Annotated in this window: 14 protein-coding genes; 8 read left to right on the plus strand and 6 right to left on the minus strand. The window is 65.5% G+C overall.

From position 1 onward, the window contains the following. The first annotated feature begins 59 nt into the window (after window positions 1-59). Both QCE48_RS19405 and QCE48_RS19410 read left to right on the plus strand, forming a co-directional pair. Window positions 60-770, plus strand: coding sequence for a YceH family protein (locus tag QCE48_RS19405; protein WP_309784127.1), 711 nt, complete (start codon window positions 60-62; stop codon window positions 768-770). A gap of 39 nt (window positions 771-809) precedes the next feature. Next, window positions 810-1,430 carry a LysE family transporter gene (locus tag QCE48_RS19410; RefSeq protein WP_309784128.1) on the plus strand — a complete coding sequence of 207 codons (621 nt, stop codon included), beginning with the start codon at window positions 810-812 and terminating at the stop codon, window positions 1,428-1,430. 16 nt (window positions 1,431-1,446) lie between these two features. On the opposite strand, the gene QCE48_RS19415 is transcribed toward QCE48_RS19410, so the two are convergent. Further along, window positions 1,447-2,502 (minus strand): transglutaminase domain-containing protein, encoded by a 1,056-nt coding sequence (locus QCE48_RS19415; RefSeq protein WP_309784129.1) that lies wholly within the window; start codon window positions 2,500-2,502, stop codon window positions 1,447-1,449. Between the two features lie 440 nt (window positions 2,503-2,942). On the opposite strand from QCE48_RS19415, the gene QCE48_RS19420 reads away from it, so the two are divergent. Next, window positions 2,943-4,871: a sigma-54-dependent Fis family transcriptional regulator gene (locus tag QCE48_RS19420; RefSeq protein WP_309784130.1), complete on the plus strand. Its 1,929-nt coding sequence runs from the start codon at window positions 2,943-2,945 to the stop codon at window positions 4,869-4,871. Window positions 4,872-5,054: 183 nt separating this feature from the next. Continuing rightward, the gene (gene pqqA, locus QCE48_RS19425; protein WP_309785055.1) at window positions 5,055-5,129 is read left to right on the plus strand and encodes a pyrroloquinoline quinone precursor peptide PqqA; all 75 of its coding nucleotides are present in this window, start codon (window positions 5,055-5,057) and stop codon (window positions 5,127-5,129) included. Window positions 5,130-5,178: 49 nt separating this feature from the next. On the opposite strand, the gene QCE48_RS19430 is transcribed toward pqqA, so the two are convergent. Together QCE48_RS19430 and QCE48_RS19435 are read right to left on the minus strand one after the other, a co-directional pair. Beyond that, complete coding sequence (locus QCE48_RS19430; protein WP_309784132.1) at window positions 5,179-6,357, minus strand: c-type cytochrome; 1,179 nt, start codon at window positions 6,355-6,357, stop codon at window positions 5,179-5,181. A 69-nt stretch (window positions 6,358-6,426) separates the two neighbouring features. Next, window positions 6,427-8,142: a methanol/ethanol family PQQ-dependent dehydrogenase gene (locus tag QCE48_RS19435; RefSeq protein ID WP_309784134.1), complete on the minus strand. Its 1,716-nt coding sequence runs from the start codon at window positions 8,140-8,142 to the stop codon at window positions 6,427-6,429. A gap of 270 nt (window positions 8,143-8,412) precedes the next feature. On the opposite strand from QCE48_RS19435, the gene QCE48_RS19440 reads away from it, so the two are divergent. Next, entirely contained in the window at window positions 8,413-9,393 is a 981-nt protein-coding gene (locus QCE48_RS19440; protein WP_309784136.1) for a substrate-binding domain-containing protein, read from the plus strand. A 24-nt stretch (window positions 9,394-9,417) separates the two neighbouring features. On the opposite strand, the gene lhpH is transcribed toward QCE48_RS19440, so the two are convergent. Both lhpH and QCE48_RS19450 read right to left on the minus strand, forming a co-directional pair. Further along, window positions 9,418-10,425 carry a trans-3-hydroxy-L-proline dehydratase gene (gene lhpH / locus QCE48_RS19445; protein ID WP_309784137.1) on the minus strand — a complete coding sequence of 336 codons (1,008 nt, stop codon included), beginning with the start codon at window positions 10,423-10,425 and terminating at the stop codon, window positions 9,418-9,420. A 10-nt stretch (window positions 10,426-10,435) separates the two neighbouring features. Further along, window positions 10,436-11,557 (minus strand): branched-chain amino acid ABC transporter substrate-binding protein, encoded by a 1,122-nt coding sequence (locus tag QCE48_RS19450; RefSeq protein ID WP_309784138.1) that lies wholly within the window; start codon window positions 11,555-11,557, stop codon window positions 10,436-10,438. 311 nt (window positions 11,558-11,868) lie between these two features. Here QCE48_RS19450 and QCE48_RS19455 point away from each other — a divergent pair, with 311 nt between their 5' ends. Continuing rightward, complete coding sequence (locus QCE48_RS19455; protein WP_309784139.1) at window positions 11,869-13,185, plus strand: MFS transporter; 1,317 nt, start codon at window positions 11,869-11,871, stop codon at window positions 13,183-13,185. A gap of 5 nt (window positions 13,186-13,190) precedes the next feature. Here QCE48_RS19455 and QCE48_RS19460 read toward each other — a convergent pair whose 3' ends face one another. After that, complete coding sequence (locus QCE48_RS19460) at window positions 13,191-14,114, minus strand: LysR family transcriptional regulator (protein ID WP_309784140.1); 924 nt, start codon at window positions 14,112-14,114, stop codon at window positions 13,191-13,193. Window positions 14,115-14,251: 137 nt separating this feature from the next. Here QCE48_RS19460 and QCE48_RS19465 point away from each other — a divergent pair, with 137 nt between their 5' ends. Next, a complete protein-coding gene (locus tag QCE48_RS19465; protein ID WP_309784141.1) occupies window positions 14,252-15,427 on the plus strand; it encodes an L-rhamnonate dehydratase in 1,176 nt (391 codons plus the stop codon). A 416-nt stretch (window positions 15,428-15,843) separates the two neighbouring features. Beyond that, window positions 15,844-17,145 (plus strand): MFS transporter, encoded by a 1,302-nt coding sequence (locus tag QCE48_RS19470; protein WP_309784142.1) that lies wholly within the window; start codon window positions 15,844-15,846, stop codon window positions 17,143-17,145. Window positions 17,146-17,152: the final 7 nt, after the last annotated feature.

The raw sequence follows: 17,152 nt of genomic DNA on the forward strand, positions 1-17,152 counted from the left end.
CGCCGGACGCCCCAGCAAATCCTATTCGGGCCGCAAGCCCTCGCCAGTCGCCAACGATCATGAACACCACCGCAGACACCTCCGCGCCCCGCGCAATCCGCCCGCTGACGCCGCTCGAAGCGCGCGTGGTCGGCGTGCTGGTCGAAAAGCAGCTCACCGTCCCCGACACGTATCCGCTCTCGCTCAACTCGCTCACGTCCGGCTGCAATCAGAAAACCGCGCGCTCGCCCGTGATGAACGCGAGCGAGTCGGACGTGCTCGCGGCCATCGACGGCCTGAAGCGGCTGAGCCTCGTGCTGGAAGGCAGCAGCAGCCGCGTGCCGCGTTTCGAGCACAACATGCAGCGCGTGCTGCGCGTGCCGAGCCAGGCGGTCGCGCTCCTGACCGCGCTCGTGCTGCGCGGGCCGCAGACGCCCGCCGAACTGCGCTCGGCCACGACGCGCCTGCATTCGTTCGCCGATGTCTCGTCGGTCGAAAGCTTTCTCGACGAACTCGCCGGCGGCGCGACGCCCTATGTCGTCAAGCTGTCGCGCGTGCCGGGCGAGCGCGAAAGCCGCTGGGCGCACCTGCTGTGCGGCGAACCGAGCATCGACGAGACCCGCGAGCGCGTCGTGAGCGACGACGCCGCCGCGCCGCTCGCCGAAATCGACGCGCTCAGGGCCGAGCAGCGCTACCTCGCGGCGAAAGTCGAGCGGCTGGAGGCGCTCGTCGCGAAGATGGCGCGCGAACTCGGCATCGACGCCGATCAGGACGCGCCGTCCCCGGACTGAGCGTCGCGCGTCCCGCAACAAGCATCACCCGGAGCATTCATGCCGAACGCTGGACTCTTTTTCACCGCTGCGGGCGTCGGCCTCGCGGTCGCGGCGCCCGTCGGACCGATGGGCATGCTGTGCATCCGCCGCACCCTCACCGAAGGCCCGCGCGCGGGGCTCGCGATCGGCTTTGGCATCGCGAGCGGCGATGCGATCTACGGGCTCGTCGCCGCGCTCGGCATGGTGAGCGTGTCGCACTTCATGCTCGCCTACGACAAGCCGCTGCACCTCGTCGCGGGGCTTTTTCTGCTGTACCTCGGCCTGCGCACGTTGTTGCAAAAGCCCGCCGCCGACGCCGCCACCCTCGACGGCAACGCCTCCGGCACCGCGCGCGCGTTCGCCAGTTCGCTGCTGCTGACGCTCACCAACCCGCAGACGATCATCATGTTCGCCGCGCTCTTCGCGACGCTCGCGCCGCGCGGGCCGTTCTCGTCCGGCGTCGCGCTGACGACCGTGCTCGGCGTGTTCTTCGGGTCGATTGCGTGGTGGTGCTTTCTCGTCGCCGTGGTGTCGGGCGCGCGCCACGCGCTCGGCGCGCGGCTGCGGCGCATGATCGACCGCGTCGCCGGGTTGGCGCTGGCTGCGTTCGGCATCTCGGAGATCCGGCGCTCGGTCTGACGCGTCCCGGTTTCCGTCAGCGCGCCGCGACGCGCAGCAGCGCGGGCGCGGCGCCTTCATTCGCCGCCACGCGCCACTTCGGAAACGTCCCCGAGCCGTCGACTTGCCACGGCTGTCCCAGTGCATCCACATACATCGGCCTGACCGCGCGGCCCGCCGACGTCCGCCGCAGCGCACCGGGCGCGTCGCGTTCGAACGAGCGGCTGCCGGTTTCGTTGAAGACCGTCGCGAGCGGCCGTTGCGCCTGCCCCGAGCGGGTGAGCGCCGCGACGAGCGGACCCGAAGGCGCGCGCAACACCGCATCGGCGGGCTTGCGGCCCGCAAGAATCGCGTCGAGCAGCGCGGACGGCCCCGTCGAATGCGACGTGTCGATCGAATCGCCCGCGCGCCTTGCCGGCGCAGCGGTCGGCGAATCGAGCGCGAGCGGCTCGCCGGGCGCGTCCATCTGCACGACCAGAATGACGTGCCAGTCGTCCGGCGTGTTGTTGTAGCGCGGCGCGAGCGAGACGAGCCGAAGCCGCGCGATATCGAAGCCGGCATCGCGCAGCAGCAGGTATTTGGCAGTCGCGAAATCCTTGCACACGCCACTCTCGGCGAAAAAACGCGACGGCGGATAGTAGGTGCCGTCGGTGCCGTCGCGATAACGGACCTCGTTGACGAGCGCGTCGGCGAGCAGAATCGCGGATTCGTCGCCCGCCTTTGCGCGCTGGGCGCGCACTTGGGCGACGAGGCGATTCCACCCGGCGGGCTGTTTCGTCAGGTGCGAGCGCAGCGCGTCGCGCAGGCGCTGGACGCGGCCGATCGCATCCGACGACGGCTGGAGCTTCGAGTCGGCGAGCGGCAGCAGGAACATCAGGTCGCCGACTTGCGCCAGTTCCGGCCGGATCTTGCGGTTCGCTTCCCACCACGTCGCGCCGCGCAGCCGTTCGATGCCGGCCTCGAGCGCACCGGGCGCGCCTGCGTGGCTCGCGCCCGGCACGCCGACGACCGCAGCGCTGCCTTCGGCGGGCGTGCAGAACGCCACGGCGAACAGAACGCGCACCACACAACGGAACAGTCGAGCGAGCAGCATGAGGAACTCCCGGCATTCACGCCGGACGCCGATGCGCCCGGTTCTTCGAAGCCGTCCGATGCTGTCCGAAGTCGATCGACGCACAAAGCAACGCTGGCTCGCAGCAAACAGTGCACATCACATGCCAGTTGTTTGCATAGAGTTAAGTGATTGATTTGTAGCGAGAAAGCGCAAGATTTCGAATCTGCGGTGGCGTTCGAAACACAACACCGATCCGTAGACTGTCGGGCCGACGCCGACACGCGGCGAACCCGAATCGCCCGACGGATATCCGCGGGCTACACTGGTCCAACGCACCGCGTCACGTTCGCTTCTTTAGCCGATTCGGCCAACAGGTCCGCGATCCAGCGCGCTTCGCAGCACACTCGATGGCCTGCAACTTGCTTCGTTTGCAGCCATATGGTTTCGGCGCCAGACCGAAATCGAATAAGGAGGAGACGATGCACAACACTGCCGGCCATCACGTTGCCGCGCTGGGCGAGACTTCCTGGCTCGCGCCGTCGATCTGTACCTCGCATCAGCGGTCCGAGGCGTTCGGGCTCAAGAGTTCGAGCGCGCCCGATTACGACGTCCTGCCCGTCGCGGAGCTGCGCGTGAAGCTGGAACAGAACCGTGTCCTGTGCGCACACGCGCTGCCCGTGATGGCGACGCTGCAGGAGCAGATCGTCAACACGCAGAGCATGATCGTGCTGACCGACGCGCAGGGCTTGGTGCTGCACTCCACCGGCGACGACGACTTTCTTCGCCGCGCGGAAAAAGTCGCGTTGCGCCCCGGCGCGAACTGGGCCGAAGACCGCCAGGGCACAAACGCGATCGGCACCGCGATCGCCGAGCGCTGTCCGATGGTCGTGCATGGCGAGCAGCACTATCTCGCCGCGAACCGCTTCCTGACGTGTTCGAGCGTGCCGATCCTCGATCCTTACGGCGAACTGATCGGCGTGCTCGACGTGACCGGCGACCATCGCAGCTATCACCAGCACACGATGGCGCTCGCGAAGATGTCGGTGCAGATGATCGAAAACCATCTGTTCGCGAGCACTTTCGGAGAAACCCTGCGGATCGGATTTCATGGCCGCCGCGAGTTTCTCGGCACGTTGATGGAAGGCATGGCCGCATTTACGTGCGACGGGCGCTTTCTTTCCGCAAATCGCAGCGCGCAGTTCCAGTTCGGCTTGCCGCTCGCGGCGCTGCGGGCGCATACCTTGTCGTCGCTGTTCGGGCTGACGGCTTCGCAACTGATCGACCGCGTGAATGGCAGCCACGGCCAGCCGATCCCGCTGTGCCTGCCCGATGGCATCGTCGTGAGCGCGAAGGTGGAGCACCGCCGGGAGACGGTGACGGCCAGCGAGCGTCCCGCAAGCCGGCCATACGAACGCGAGCGCGAGGCGCCCGCGCCGCGCGCCTCGGCGGGCGGCGGACTCGCGCGCCTCGATACGGGCGATGCGCGCGTCGCGGCGGTGATCGGCAAGGTGCGCAAGGTGATCGATCGCGACATCCCGATCCTCATCACCGGCGAAACCGGCACCGGCAAGGAACTGCTCGCGCAGGCGATCCATCATGATTCGCCGCGCGCGTCGGGGCCGTTCGTCGCGGTGAATTGCGCGTCAATTCCCGAGACGCTGATCGAATCCGAACTCTTCGGCTACGAAGAAGGCGCGTTCACCGGGGCGCGCCGCAAGGGCGCGACGGGCAAGCTCCTGCAGGCGAACGGCGGCACGCTCTTTCTCGACGAGATCGGCGACATGCCGTATCCGTTGCAGGTCCGCCTGCTGCGCGTGTTGCAGGAGCGGCTCGTGAACCCGCTCGGCTCGGCGAAGTCGATTCCGGTCGATGTCGCGATCATCTGCGCGACGCACCGCGACCTGCGCGAAATGATCGCCGAGAACCGGTTTCGCGAAGACCTCTATTACCGGCTCAATGGCCTTGTCGTGAAGCTTCCGCCGCTGCGCGATCGTTCGGATCTGCGCACGGTCGTGCAGCGCATGCTTCAGCAGGAGACGAGCTGCGCGGCGCCGCTGTCGATCGCGCCCGATGTGATGCAGCTTTTCGAGCGATGCCGCTGGCCGGGCAACTTCCGGCAGCTTGGCAACCTGCTGCGCACGGCGGCGGCGATGGTGGACGACGACGGCGAAATCCGCATCGAACATTTGCCCGACGATTTCTTCGACGACGTCGAACGCGGCGCGGCGCCCGGCACGACAGCCGCGCTCAATGCCGATGCCGATCTGCACACGTTCACGGCGTCCGCGATTACGGCGGCGCTTGCCCGGCACAACGGCAACGTATCGGCGGCGGCGCGTTCGCTCGGCATCTCTCGCAATACGATCTATCGCAGGGTGGCGGTCGGCGCGCGGACCGACGACGCCTGAGCCGCGAACTGTTGCTCCGCTGTGCCAGCGTGGAGCAACGGTGTTGCGCTTTGGAACACTGCGCGGCGCAGCGCGATGAGCGGCTGCGGGCAGCACGCGACGGCACGAAGCTTGCCTGCCTTGTACCGACCGCCGTCATCGACCGGTCGCACACCAACCAATGCAACATTCAAGGAGATGCTCATGACGTGGACCACCCCCGCTTTCACCGACCTGCGATTCGGCTTCGAAGTCACGATGTATATCGCTAATCGCTGATCGTCCCTGGACGTAGCCTCGCTGCGCGACCGCAGCGAGGCTACGCGCCTCACTGCGCCGTGCGCGCCGCGAGCGGCGTCGTGGATGCGCGGGCGGCATCGGCGGTGAGCTTGGCCGTGCTCGCCCCGTAGCCATTCGAATGCAGCAGGAACGCCATGATGTCCGCGTAGTCCTGATCGCGCATCTTGCCCGGCTTGTCCGCCGGCATGTTGCTCGCCATGTACTGGAAGATCGCGCCGATCGGATGCGCCTTCGCCGACGCGGGCGCAAACGACGGTCCGCGCAACGCCGGCGCCGTGATGCCCTGCAAGTCGGGACCGTGACATTTGGCGCATGAACTCGCGTAGAGCGTCTTGCCGTGCGCGACCTGCGCCTGGCTGAACGCGGGATCGCCGGCGGTGCTCGCGTCCACGCGCACGATATGCGCGTCGGCGGCGCCGCGCGACGGGCCGTCGAGATACGCGGGCGTCGTCTGCGCGGTTTTTTCGTCGGCGGGCAGCGTCCAGTCTTTCGTGAGCGTGGCGAGGCGTCCATCGGCGGCCATCGTCGCGATCGCGCGATCGATTCGCTTCTGCAAGGGCGCCGCGTCCGGCGCGAGCGCGAACACGAGCGACCAGTCGGCGTAAGCGGAACGCGTCGATGCCGTCACGAATCGCGTCTGCGGATGCTTGTCGCGATAAGCGACGAGCGCCGGATACCAGACGATCGCCCGACGCGCACGGCCGTTCGCGACGGCATCGACGGTCGATTCCGACGTGTTCTCCAGATCCAGTTCCACATCGCGTTGCTGCACGGCGATGAGTTGCGCCGGGCTCGCATAAGTCGCGGCGACGATGTCGGGTGCGCCGGACTGCGCGCGCCTGTCGCGCAGCCCGACGCTCACGTAGCCCGAGCGCAGATAGCTCGCCGAAAAACGCAGCTTGCTATCAGAACCGTCGGCGACGCTCGAGCGCGGAAAGCCTGCGATCACGTCGCAATCCTTCGCGAGGACCTTGTGCAGCTCTCTCGGCGACACGCCGTCGTCGTCGCCTTCGCCGATCGCTTCGCGCACGAAGGAGACGTCGAGGCCCGCTGTCTTGAACACCGCTTTCGCCACGCTGTGATCGAGCGCCGTCGACGGGCTGCCGGGAAAGGTGCAGACGCGCACGCCCGCATGCGAGAGGCCGGGCAGTGCCGCGAGCGTCGCGGCCAGGGCCGCGCAGGCCAGTTGTATCGAATGATGCTTCATGGAGATGTTTCCTTCAGGAATTCGGTACTCGCGATGCCGCGCGTCTTGGCGACTGGCGGCATCGCCCGATCAGCCGTGCTGCAACGCGAACACGTACAGCGTGCCGCCGCGCGGGATTTTCTCGGCGGCCTTCGCCATCGGGCCGCCCCAGATCGGGTTGGCGCCGCCGTAGCCCGTGAGGATCGCGACGTATTCCTGGCCGTCGACTTCGAACACCGAAGGCTGCGCGATGATCCCGCTCGCGAGCTTCGGGCTCTGCCAGAGGATCTTGCCGTTCGTTTCGTCGAAGGCGTAGAGATGGCCGTCGAGCGAGCCGCTGAACGCGAGACCGCCCGCAGTGGTCGCGACGCCGCCGTTCCACGGCAGCTTGGTCCAGTGGCTCCAGACCTTCTTGCCCGTGTTCACGTCGATGGCCTGCAGTTCGCCATAGCCCTTGCTGCCCGGTTCCGGCTTGATCTCGAAACCTTCGCCGAGATACGGCAGGCCTTCCATGAAGTTCACCGACTTGCCCGACAGCGACATGCACGCATGCAGCGAAGGCACGAACGCGAGATGCTTTTGCGGATCGTAGGACACCGACCACCAGTTCTTGCCGCCGAGGAAGCTCGGACACGTGTCGATCGTCGTGCCGACCTTCGGGTATTTCGAGTCGTCCTGGATCGGCTTGCCGTCGGCCGTGTAGCCCTTCACCGAAGTCGCCGTGACGAACGGCTTCGCGTAGATCAGCTTGCCGGTCGTGCGGTCGATCGCGTGGAAGTAGCCGTTGCGGTCCGCGTGGATAATGGCGTCGTAGTCCTTCTGCTCGTAGGTGATCTTCGCGAGCACCGGCGTGTTCACGCCGTCGTAGTCCCACGTGTCGTGGCGCGTGTACTGGTAATGCCACTTGAGGTCGCCGTTTTGCGGATCGAGCGCGAGCAGCGAGTCGGAATAGAGGTTGTCGCCGGGACGCAGGTCGGCGAGCCACGGTCCCGGATTGCCGACGCCCCAGTAGAGCGTCTTCGATGCCGCGTCGTAGGTGCCCGTCAGCCACGCGGGCGCGCCGCCGTGCTCCTGCATGCCCTTCGGCCAGGTATCGCCGTGCTGCTCGTTGGCGGCGGGCACCGTGAAGCGTTTCCAGAGGACGTTGCCGTCGTCGGGGCTCAGCGCCGCGATGAAACCGCGCGCGCCGTACTCGCCGCCCGCGCTGCCGACGATCAGCTTGCCGTCGAGCGCGAGCGGCGCCAGCGAGAACGCATAGCCGATGCCCGGCTCGAACATTTGCTTCTTCCAGACGAGCGCGCCGGTCTGGGCGTCGAGCGCGGCGACGTCGCCGGAAAGCATCGCGACATAGACGTTCTTGCCATACAGCGCGACGCCCCGGTTGATCACGTCGCAGCAGGCGGTCTTGAACGATTCCGCGCCGAGCTTCGGTTCATACTTCCAGAGCGGCTTGCCGGTTGCGGCATCGAAGGCGTAGACGTTGTCCTTCGGCGTGGTGACGAAGAGATAGCGGCCGTTCACGAGCGGCGTCGCTTCGAAGCCTTGCTGAAGTTCGGCCGGAAACTTGTAGCTCCACACCTGCTTCAGCTTCTTCACGTTCGACGCGTCGATCTGCTTCAACGGCGAGTGCGACTGGCCTCCGTAGTTGCGGTAGTACGTGAGCCAGCCCGGGTCCTCCTGCGCGTTCGTGAGCCGCTCGTAGGTCACGGGCGGATACGCGTCGGCGGCGTATGCGTACACGGCGGCGAGTGCCGTCGTCGTGATCGCGGCGAGTGCCGTGAGCCTCGGTATCGAAGTCGTTCTCATCCCTGTCTCCTTGATATTCGTTGTGGCGCAGCGCGGTATCGTGGGGCGCCGCGTCAAGGCTCAAGGCAAGTCGTATGCCATTGGCGGAGAGGCCCGCCACGCGGTCGTGAGCGCGAGAAGCCGACGTGCGCGGGTGTTGCAAAGCGGGACAGCGCGCAACGCCCAAGTGTTGCGTGCAGAAGCAGTGGAGTGCGGGTTTTATCGCGTCTGACGGCGAGACATGCGAAGGTACAATCGATCATCGCCTGCCATGACACGACGGCTCTCCAGATGACACGCATTCTTCGCCGCCGCATGCTTGTCGCGTCCGCGCTCGCGGCGGCCGGGCTGGGCCGGGTCGCGCGTGTCGATGCGGTCGCGGACCGCAAGTTCGGCATTGCGCTCGTGATGAAGTCGGTCGACGATCCCTTCGTCGTCGCGATGATCGACGGTGCGACGAACTACCAGCGACACTACGCGTCGCAACTCGACCTGACGACGAGCGGCACCGCAACCGAAACCGATACGGCCGGGCAGATCAGGCTCGTCGAAGAGATGATCGTCGCGAAGGCCGCGGCGATCGTCATCGCGCCGGTCGATTCGAAGGCACTCGTGCCGGTGGCCGCGAAGGCGATTTCGGCGGGCATCGTCGTGATCGCAATCGACAATCCGTTCGACGATGCGGCCGAAGACGCCGCGCAGGTGTCGATTCCGTTCGTCGGACCGGACAGCCGCAAGGGCGCGCGGCTCGTCGGGCACTATCTCGCGCAGCGGCTCACGCCGCGCGACGAAGTGGGCGTCATCGAAGGCGTGGCGGCGGACCGCAATGCCGAGGAGCGCACGACGGGCTTCCGAGAAGCGATGGATGCCGCCGGCGTGAAGATCGTCGCGGTTCAGTCGGGCGACTGGAGCGTGTCGAGCGGCCGCGAGATCGCATCGTCGATGCTGAACGCGCATCCGGGCATGCGTGCGCTGCTGTGCGCCAACGACAACATCGCGATCGGTGCGGCGGGCGTCGTGCGCGCGCTGGGACGCAGCGGGCGCGTGTACGTGACCGGCTACAACAACATCGGGCAGATTCGCCCGATGCTCGCGGACGGCCGCGTGCTCGCGACCGTCGAGCAGTTCGCGGCGCGGCAGGCCGTGTTCGGCATCGACGTGGCGTTGAAGGCGCTCGTCGAAGGAAGGAAGCAGCACGATCTTTCACCGTACATCGAGACGCCGGTGGAACTCGTGACGAACGAAAGCACGCACTCGTCGCGGCTGGGCTGACCGCGTACTTCAGACAAACGCGGCTTAACGCACGAGGAAACCGTAAGTCAGCGGATCGCGCTCGTCGATGATCCAGTTCGCAAATCCGCAGATATACGCGTTCCCTTCCACTTCGGGAATCACGGCGTCGAACTCGCCGAGTTTCGTCTCGCGCAGGACGCGTCCCTTGAACACCGTGCCGATCACCGATTCGTTGACGAGCGTCTCGTCACGGCCGAGTTGTCCGCGCAAATAAAGCTGGGCGACGCGGCCCGCGGTGCCCGAGCCTGTCGGCGAGCGGTCGACTTCGCGGTCGGCGAACACGCAGCAGTTCGCTTGCGTAGACCCCGCATGCCGCGGACTATTCGCGATGATCGTCCCGTAGATGTGGTTCAGTTCGGGGATCTCCGGATGCACGACCTTGAACGCCGCGTTCGCCGCGGCCTTCACCTCCGCGCCGAACGCGATGAGTCGAACGACTGCTGATTCGCGCACCGGCAGATCGAACGGCGCGCCGTCCACGTAGAAATAGAACGCGCCGCCGAACGCGATGTCGCCGGTCACTTTGCCGAAAGTCGGGGTATCGACCGTCACGTCGCGCTGCCAGATGAACGAAGGCACGTTGACGAAGCGCACGTTGCCCGCGTGTTCGCCGTCCCACTGGACGAACGCTTCGATGAAGCCGCACGGCGCGTCGATTCCCACGCGCGTTTCCGGCGACGTGCGTTCGATCCAGCCCAGTTCGACGGCGGCGGTCGCGAGTCCGATCACGCCGTGGCCGCAATGGTCGCTGTAGCCTTCGTTGTGCACGAAGATCACGCCGAAGTCCGCGCCTTCGCTCACGGGTTCGGTCAGGTAGCCGCCATACATGTCGGCGTGTCCGCGCGGCTCGAACATCAGCGCGCGACGAATGTGGTCGGCGTGTTCCTTGAGCCATGCGCGACGCGCGACGATGCTCTTGCCCTGCATCCGCGGCAGTCCGCTCGTGACGATGCGAAACGCCTCGCCGCCCGTATGCACTTCGACTGTGCTGATCGCCTTCGTGATCTTCATGCGTTCTCCATCATTGCGCGTAAGGCGCGGGCAGGCCGTTTTTGATCGTGTACACGGTCGTCGGCGCGCCGATCAGATCGCCCTTCGCATCGAATGAATACGTGCCCGCGATGCCCTTGTAATCCGACTTCGCCAATTGCGCGATCAGCTTCGCCTTGTCGGTCGTCGTGCCCGCCTTGACCATGGCATCGGCGAGCAGCATCACGCCGTCGTAATAGCTGACTGCGTACACCTGCGTGTCGGTGTGATACGTGTCCTTGTAGCGCTTCAGGAAGTCGCTGCCCGCCGGGGTCTTGTCGAGCGACGTGCCGCCCTGCGCGCAGTACACGATCGACGCGTCCGCACCCGCCACCTTGCCCATGTCCGCCGAGCAGATGCCATCGCCGCCGAGCAGCTTCGCGCGAATCCCGCGCTGACGCATCTGCTTCGCCATCGGCGCGCCCTGGGACGCATAGCCGCCGAAGAAGATCACGTCCGGATTCTTCGACTTTATCGTGGTCAGGATGCCGAGGAAGTCCGTGGCGCTGGAACTGGTGTACTGGTTATCGACGATCTGCAGGCCCTGCGCCTTCGCGACCCGCGCGAATTCTTCCGCGACGCCTTGTCCATAAGCCGTGCGGTCGTCGATGATGGCGGCGGTCTTCGCCTTGAGCGTCTTCACGGCGAATTCGGCCATCGTGCCGCCGAGCTGTTCGTCGCTTGCGCCGATGCGGAAGATGTTCTTGAATCCCTGTTTCGTGAGCGCGGGGTTGGAGGCGACCGGCAGCATCGGAATGCCCGCCGTGTTGTAGACCCGCGACGCGGGGATCGCCACGCCCGAGTTGTACGGCCCGACCACGGCGACGATGCCGCTGTCCGCGAGCTTCTGCGCGATCTGCACGCCGATCTTCGGGTCGGCCTGGTCGTCTTCGGAGTCGAGCTTGAACGTGATCTTCTTGCCCGCGACGGTCACGCCGCGCTTGTTGAGATCGTCGATCGCCATGCGCGCGCCATTCTCGTTGTCCTTGCCGTTGACCGCCTGCGGGCCGGTGAGCGGCGCGGAATGGCCGATCGTCACGACTTCCTGCGCCTGGATTTGCACGCACGCGGACGCCGCCGCGACGGCCAATAAACCCTGAAGTGCCTTGTTCATCGACGTCTCCTGTTTTTTTGGACCAGCGGATAACCGGCAAAGCGCACGCACACGGCGCGGAACCCGGCATGCCCGACAGCGAATATACGACGAACGCGCCCGCGCGCCATGAGCATTAGCCCGATACAGCCGCACGAGGCGGCCGCGCGAGCGATAACCGCAGGATATCGACGCATTCCGTAAATTCAGTGGACGGATATCGCTGAATTGCCGAGACTTGGCCTCCACGCGGTCCTTCGCAGCACGCTCGCTGCATGCCGAGGACACGCGAGGACATCGAAGAAGCGCAGCCAAGCGCAACCGGAGGAGACATGTTCCATCGACCAAGAGTCACCCGCTCGATACTCGCGATCATGTGCGCGATGTCGTTCATCATGTATCTGGATCGCGTGAACCTGTCGGCGGCGGCCGGCATCATCCGCGACGACCTGCATCTGACCAATACCGACGTCGGCCTCGTGTTCGCCGCGTTCGCATACACCTATGCGATCTGCCAGGTGATCGGCGGCTGGGTCAGCGACCGCTTCGGCGCGAAGACCACACTGACCATTTGCGCTTCGATCTGGATCGTCGCGACGGTTGCGACGGGCTTCGCCGGCGGCGTCGCGTCGCTCTTCTGCGCGCGGATGCTGCTCGGCGTCGGCGAGGGCGCGGCGTTGCCGGCTCAGGCGCGCGCGCTGACGAACTGGTATCCCGCGAGCAAGCGCGGCTTCGTGCAGGGCCTCACGCACTCGTTCTCGCGCCTCGGCAATGCGGTGACGCCGCCGCTCATCGCGCTGATCGTCGCGTTCGCTTCGTGGCGCGCGTCGTTCATTCTCGTCGGCGTGCTGACGGCGATCTGGGTCGTCGTCTATGCCTGGTATTTCGCCGACAACCCGCGCAAGCATCGTCACATGACGGCCGAGGAAGAAGCCGAACTGCCGCCGGCGGGCAAGGTCGTGATCGAGAAGACGCGCGAGCCGACGCCTTGGGGACGACTCATCAAGCGCATTGGGCCGACGATGATCGTGTACTTCTGCTATGGCTGGACCGGCTGGCTCTTCTTCACCTGGCTGCCGACGTTCTTCATGCACGGACGCGGCCTCGATCTGAAGAGTTCGGCGCTCTTTTCGGCGGGCGTGTTCCTCTCGGGCGTGGTCGGCAACACGGCGGGCGGCGTGCTGAGCGACCGCATCCTGAAGCGCACCGGCAACGTCGTCGCGGCGCGGCGCAACATGATCATCGTCGCGTTCCTCGGCGCGCTCGTCTTCCTCGCGCCGGTCATGTTCGTGAAGTCGCTGCCGATCATGGCCGCGTCGATGAGCCTCTCGTTCTTCTTCCTCGAGATGACCATCGGGCCGATCTGGGCCGTGCCGATGGACATCACGCCGAAGCACGTCGGCATCGCGAGCGGACTCGTCAACGCGGGATCGGCGGTGGCGGGCATCTTCTCGCCGATCGTGTTCGGCTTCGTCGTCGATCACACCGGAAGCTGGACGCTGCCGTTCGCCGGATCGCTCGGGCTGCTCGCCGTCGGCATCGTGATGACGTTCTTCATGCGGCCCGACATCGCGCTGGAGCCGGGCATCGGCTCGACGGACGTCACGCGCGAGCGCGATCTCGAACTGGCCGAAAGGCTCGGCCACTGAGGCCATTACGCGGCGCGTATGGCGTCGATCACGAGCTGCGTCGCCGGGCTGATGCGGCGGTTCTTCCGCAGGATCAGCCCGTATGGCGCGAGGCGTCCGCGCAGCGGCGTGGGCAGCATCGCGATCGTATCGAGCGCCGCGTAGTATTGCGCGACCGAACTCGGCAGCACGGCGAGCATGTCGGAATCGCGCAGAAGAGAAAGCGTCGTGAGGATCGACGACGTCTCCACCGTGCTCACCGGCGGCGCGACGCGCGACTCGCGAAACGTCTGGTCGATCACCTGCCGCATCGGGCTCGGATGCGGCTGCACGATCCACGGATAGGCCGCCAGTTCCGCGAGCTTCGGTTTCGCGGGCGCATGCGCGACAGGATGCTCCGGCCGCGCGACGATCGAAAGGGCTTCTTCCGACAGCGTCTCGAAGCTCAGATCGAGCGCGGGAAAGCCATACGGAATCCGCCCCACGACGATATCCAGCTGATCCTGCTGCAAAGCCTGCACGAGCACGTCGCTCGTGTCGATCTGCACCGTGATCTGCAGGCGCGGATGCGCTTCCTTCAACGTGACGATCACGCGCGTGAGCAGGTCCGGCGCGGGCGCCATCACCGCGCCGATGCGTACCTTGCCGATGTCGCCCGCTTCGATGGCGGCAAGCTCCTCGCGCAACTCTTCGAGATCCTCGAACACCACGCGCGCGTAGCGCATCACCGCCTCGCCGTAGATGGTCGCCTCCATGCCGCGCGCATGGCGCACGAAGAGCGACACGCCCACCGTATCCTCCAGTTCCTTCAGCGCCTTGGTCGCGGCGGGCTGCGTCATCGCCAGATCGTCGGCGGCGCTTCTGAGCGATTCCGTTTCCGAGAGCGCGACCATCAACTGAAGATGGCGCAGGCGCAGGCGTTTCTTGATGGTCGAGGCGGGCGCGATCATGCGAGCGATAACTCCAGGAAATAGGCTGATTCGAAATATTCAATGGTCAGTTATCGCATAGTTTCGCACACTAGCGTCACTGAAAACGGCGCCGGACGAACGCCGGGCCACCGACAACATCACGGAGATATCCCGCTATGAAAATCAAGCACATCCGCACGCGCGTCTTCGAATGGAAAGGCAAGGTCGTGCCGCCGCAGGCGCACTTCTGCACGAACGCCGTGGACATCCTGTACGAACGCGGCGACGCGATGGGCTCGTTCCGCTTTCATGGCTGGCTCGTCGTCGAGGTGGAGTGCGACGACGGCACGATCGGTATCGGCAACTGCGCGCTTGCGCCGCGTATCGCCAAGCAGATCGTCGATGAATATCTCGCCCCGATTGCGATCGGCGAAGACCCGTTCGACAACGAATACCTCTGGCAGAAGATGTACCGCCGCACGCTCGCGTGGGGTCGCAAGGGAATCGGCATGGCGGCGATCTCGGCGGTCGACATCGCGCTGTGGGACATCATGGGCAAGGCCGCGAAGAAGCCGGTGTTCAAGCTGCTCGGCGGGCGCACGAAAGAAAAGATCTGGTGCTATGCATCGAAGCTCTACAACAACGACGACCGCGATGCGTTCCTGTCGGAAGCGCAGGGCTATCTCGACCAGGGCTTCACCGCGATGAAGATGCGCTTCGGCTACGGCCCGAAGGACGGTCCGAAGGGCATGGCAAAGAACCTCGAACAGGTGCGCCTCCTGCGCGAGCTGGCAGGCGACGACATCGACATCATGCTCGAGTGCTACATGGGCTGGACGCTCGAATACGCGCGCCGCATGCTGCCGCGACTTGCCGAGTTCAATCCACGCTGGATCGAGGAGCCGGTGATCGGAGACGACGTCGAGGGTTATCAGGAACTGAAGAAGATGAACATCATCCCGGTGTCGGGCGGCGAGCACGAATACACGAGCTATGGCTTCAAGGACCTGCTCGAACGCCGCGCGGTGGACGTGATCCAGTACGACACCAACCGTGTCGGCGGCATCACGGCGGCGCGCAAGATCAACGCGATGGCCGAGGCATGGTCGGTGCCCGTGATCCCGCACGCGGGCCAGATGCACAACTATCACCTGACGATGTCGACCACCGCGAGCCCGATGTCGGAGTTCTTCCCGGTGTTCGACGTCGAAGTGGGCAACGAGTTGTTCTACTACATCTTCGAAGGCGAGCCGCAGCCTGAGAACGGCTTCCTGCAGCTTTCGGACGAGACGCCCGGACTCGGTATTTCGCTTTCCAATAAGCATCTCGCGGATTTCGACATCATCGAGTGAAGGGGTGTCGAACGCCGCTTGGTTTTGATGCGCTTCCATAGAACTTGGTTTCGCGTCGGTCTATTGGCTCTGCCCCTGTCCGGGGCGGGACTTACTTTCTTTGCAGCAGCAAAGAAAGTAAGCAAAGAAAGCAGCTTTTTCAGGCAGCAGTTTTTTAGCGGCAACGCAGTTTAAATACTGAGTGGACATACCGCCTAAGTGTCGTCCTCAAACATCGACGGGACTTGGTGCGATTGATCACCGTTTCATCGCACAGTGAACGGATTGGCACAGCAGTCATCCATCCGTTTTCGCTTCGCTAACGAGGGGTACATCGATCGCGCGGTTGCGGTTCGTACTGGTTGCGAAGCAAGTTTCACCAAAGCGCATTGAACGACTACCCCCAAGCGCCAGCGAATAAAATCAGGAGACAGGAAATGCAGACACAAGCCGAAGCCCGCGCGGCCCCCCACGGCGCGATCCGCGCAGACCGGTCCACCAGCGTGCGCTGGCGCATCTTCGGCGTGGTGTTTCTCATCACGCTCGTGAACCTCGTCGACCGCATCTCGCTGTCGATCGCCATGCCCACCATCGCCAAGGAGTTCGCGCTCTCGCCGACGATGCAGGGCCTTATCCTGTCGAGCTTCTTCTGGTCCTACGCGCTCTTGCAGATTCCGGGCGGCTGGCTCATCGACCGGTACGGTCCGCGTCGCGTGATCGCCGGTGCGACGATCCTGTGGGGCGTGTTCCAGACGCTCCTCGGCGCGGCAACCGGCGGTCTCTCGATGCTGCTCATGCGCGTGGGCCTCGGCGGCGCGGAAGCCCCGCTCTTTCCCGCGGGCAGCAAGCTCAACGCGCTCTGGCTCTCGCGTCACGAACGCGCGCGCGGCGCCGTGCTGATGGACGCCGGCTCGCCGCTCGGCGCCGCCATCGGGGGACTCGCGATCTCCAACCTGATCCTCGTGTTCGGCTCGTGGCGCATGGCGTTCATCGCGGCGGGTCTCGTCACGATTGCGTGCGGCTGGCTCGCGTGGCGCTACCTGCGCGACGATCCGGCGAAACACCCGGGCGTGAACGCCGCCGAGCTGGACCATATCCGCGATGGGGCGCCGCCGCTTGCGAACGCCGCATCCGCCGCCGACAATGAGCCGGCATTCCCGAAGCGCTCGGCTGTCGCGATGTGCATCGGCCGCATGAGCTGGGCGATGATCTTCTTCGGCCTGCTCACGTGGGGACCGAGCTATCTGACCCAGGCGCGCGGTTTGAGCCTCCAGCAGATCGGCACGTCGACGTTCTTCATCTTCCTGTCGGGCGCGCTGGGTTCGCTCGCGGGCGGCTTCCTCTGCGACGCGCTTTGCGCGAGCGGAATGTCGCGCGGCAAGGTGGTGAAGGGCATGGTCACGGTCTCGGGGCTCACGACGCTCGCGGTCTTCTGGTTGCTGCCGTCGATCACCTCGGCGGTCGTGGCGGTCGCGGTGCTCTGCGCGGCAGCGTTCTTCCTGATGTGGGGCAGCCTCTACTGGAGCTTGCCGTCGCTGCTCGCGAGTCCGCGCCGCGTCGGGCTGCTCGGTGCGCTGATGAACTGCTTCGGCAGCATCGGCGGAATTTCGATTCCGCTCATCACCGGCTTCATCCTGCAGCGCACGGGATCGTTCGACGCCGTGCTGCAGTTCTACAGCGCCTGCGCGCTGGTCTACATTTTCGGCTCGATCGCCATCGATCTGCGCCGCACACACTGAAAGCACG

Source organism: Caballeronia sp. LZ024, assembly GCF_031451455.1.
In the GTDB taxonomy this organism is placed as follows: Bacteria; Pseudomonadota; Gammaproteobacteria; order Burkholderiales; family Burkholderiaceae; genus Caballeronia; species Caballeronia telluris.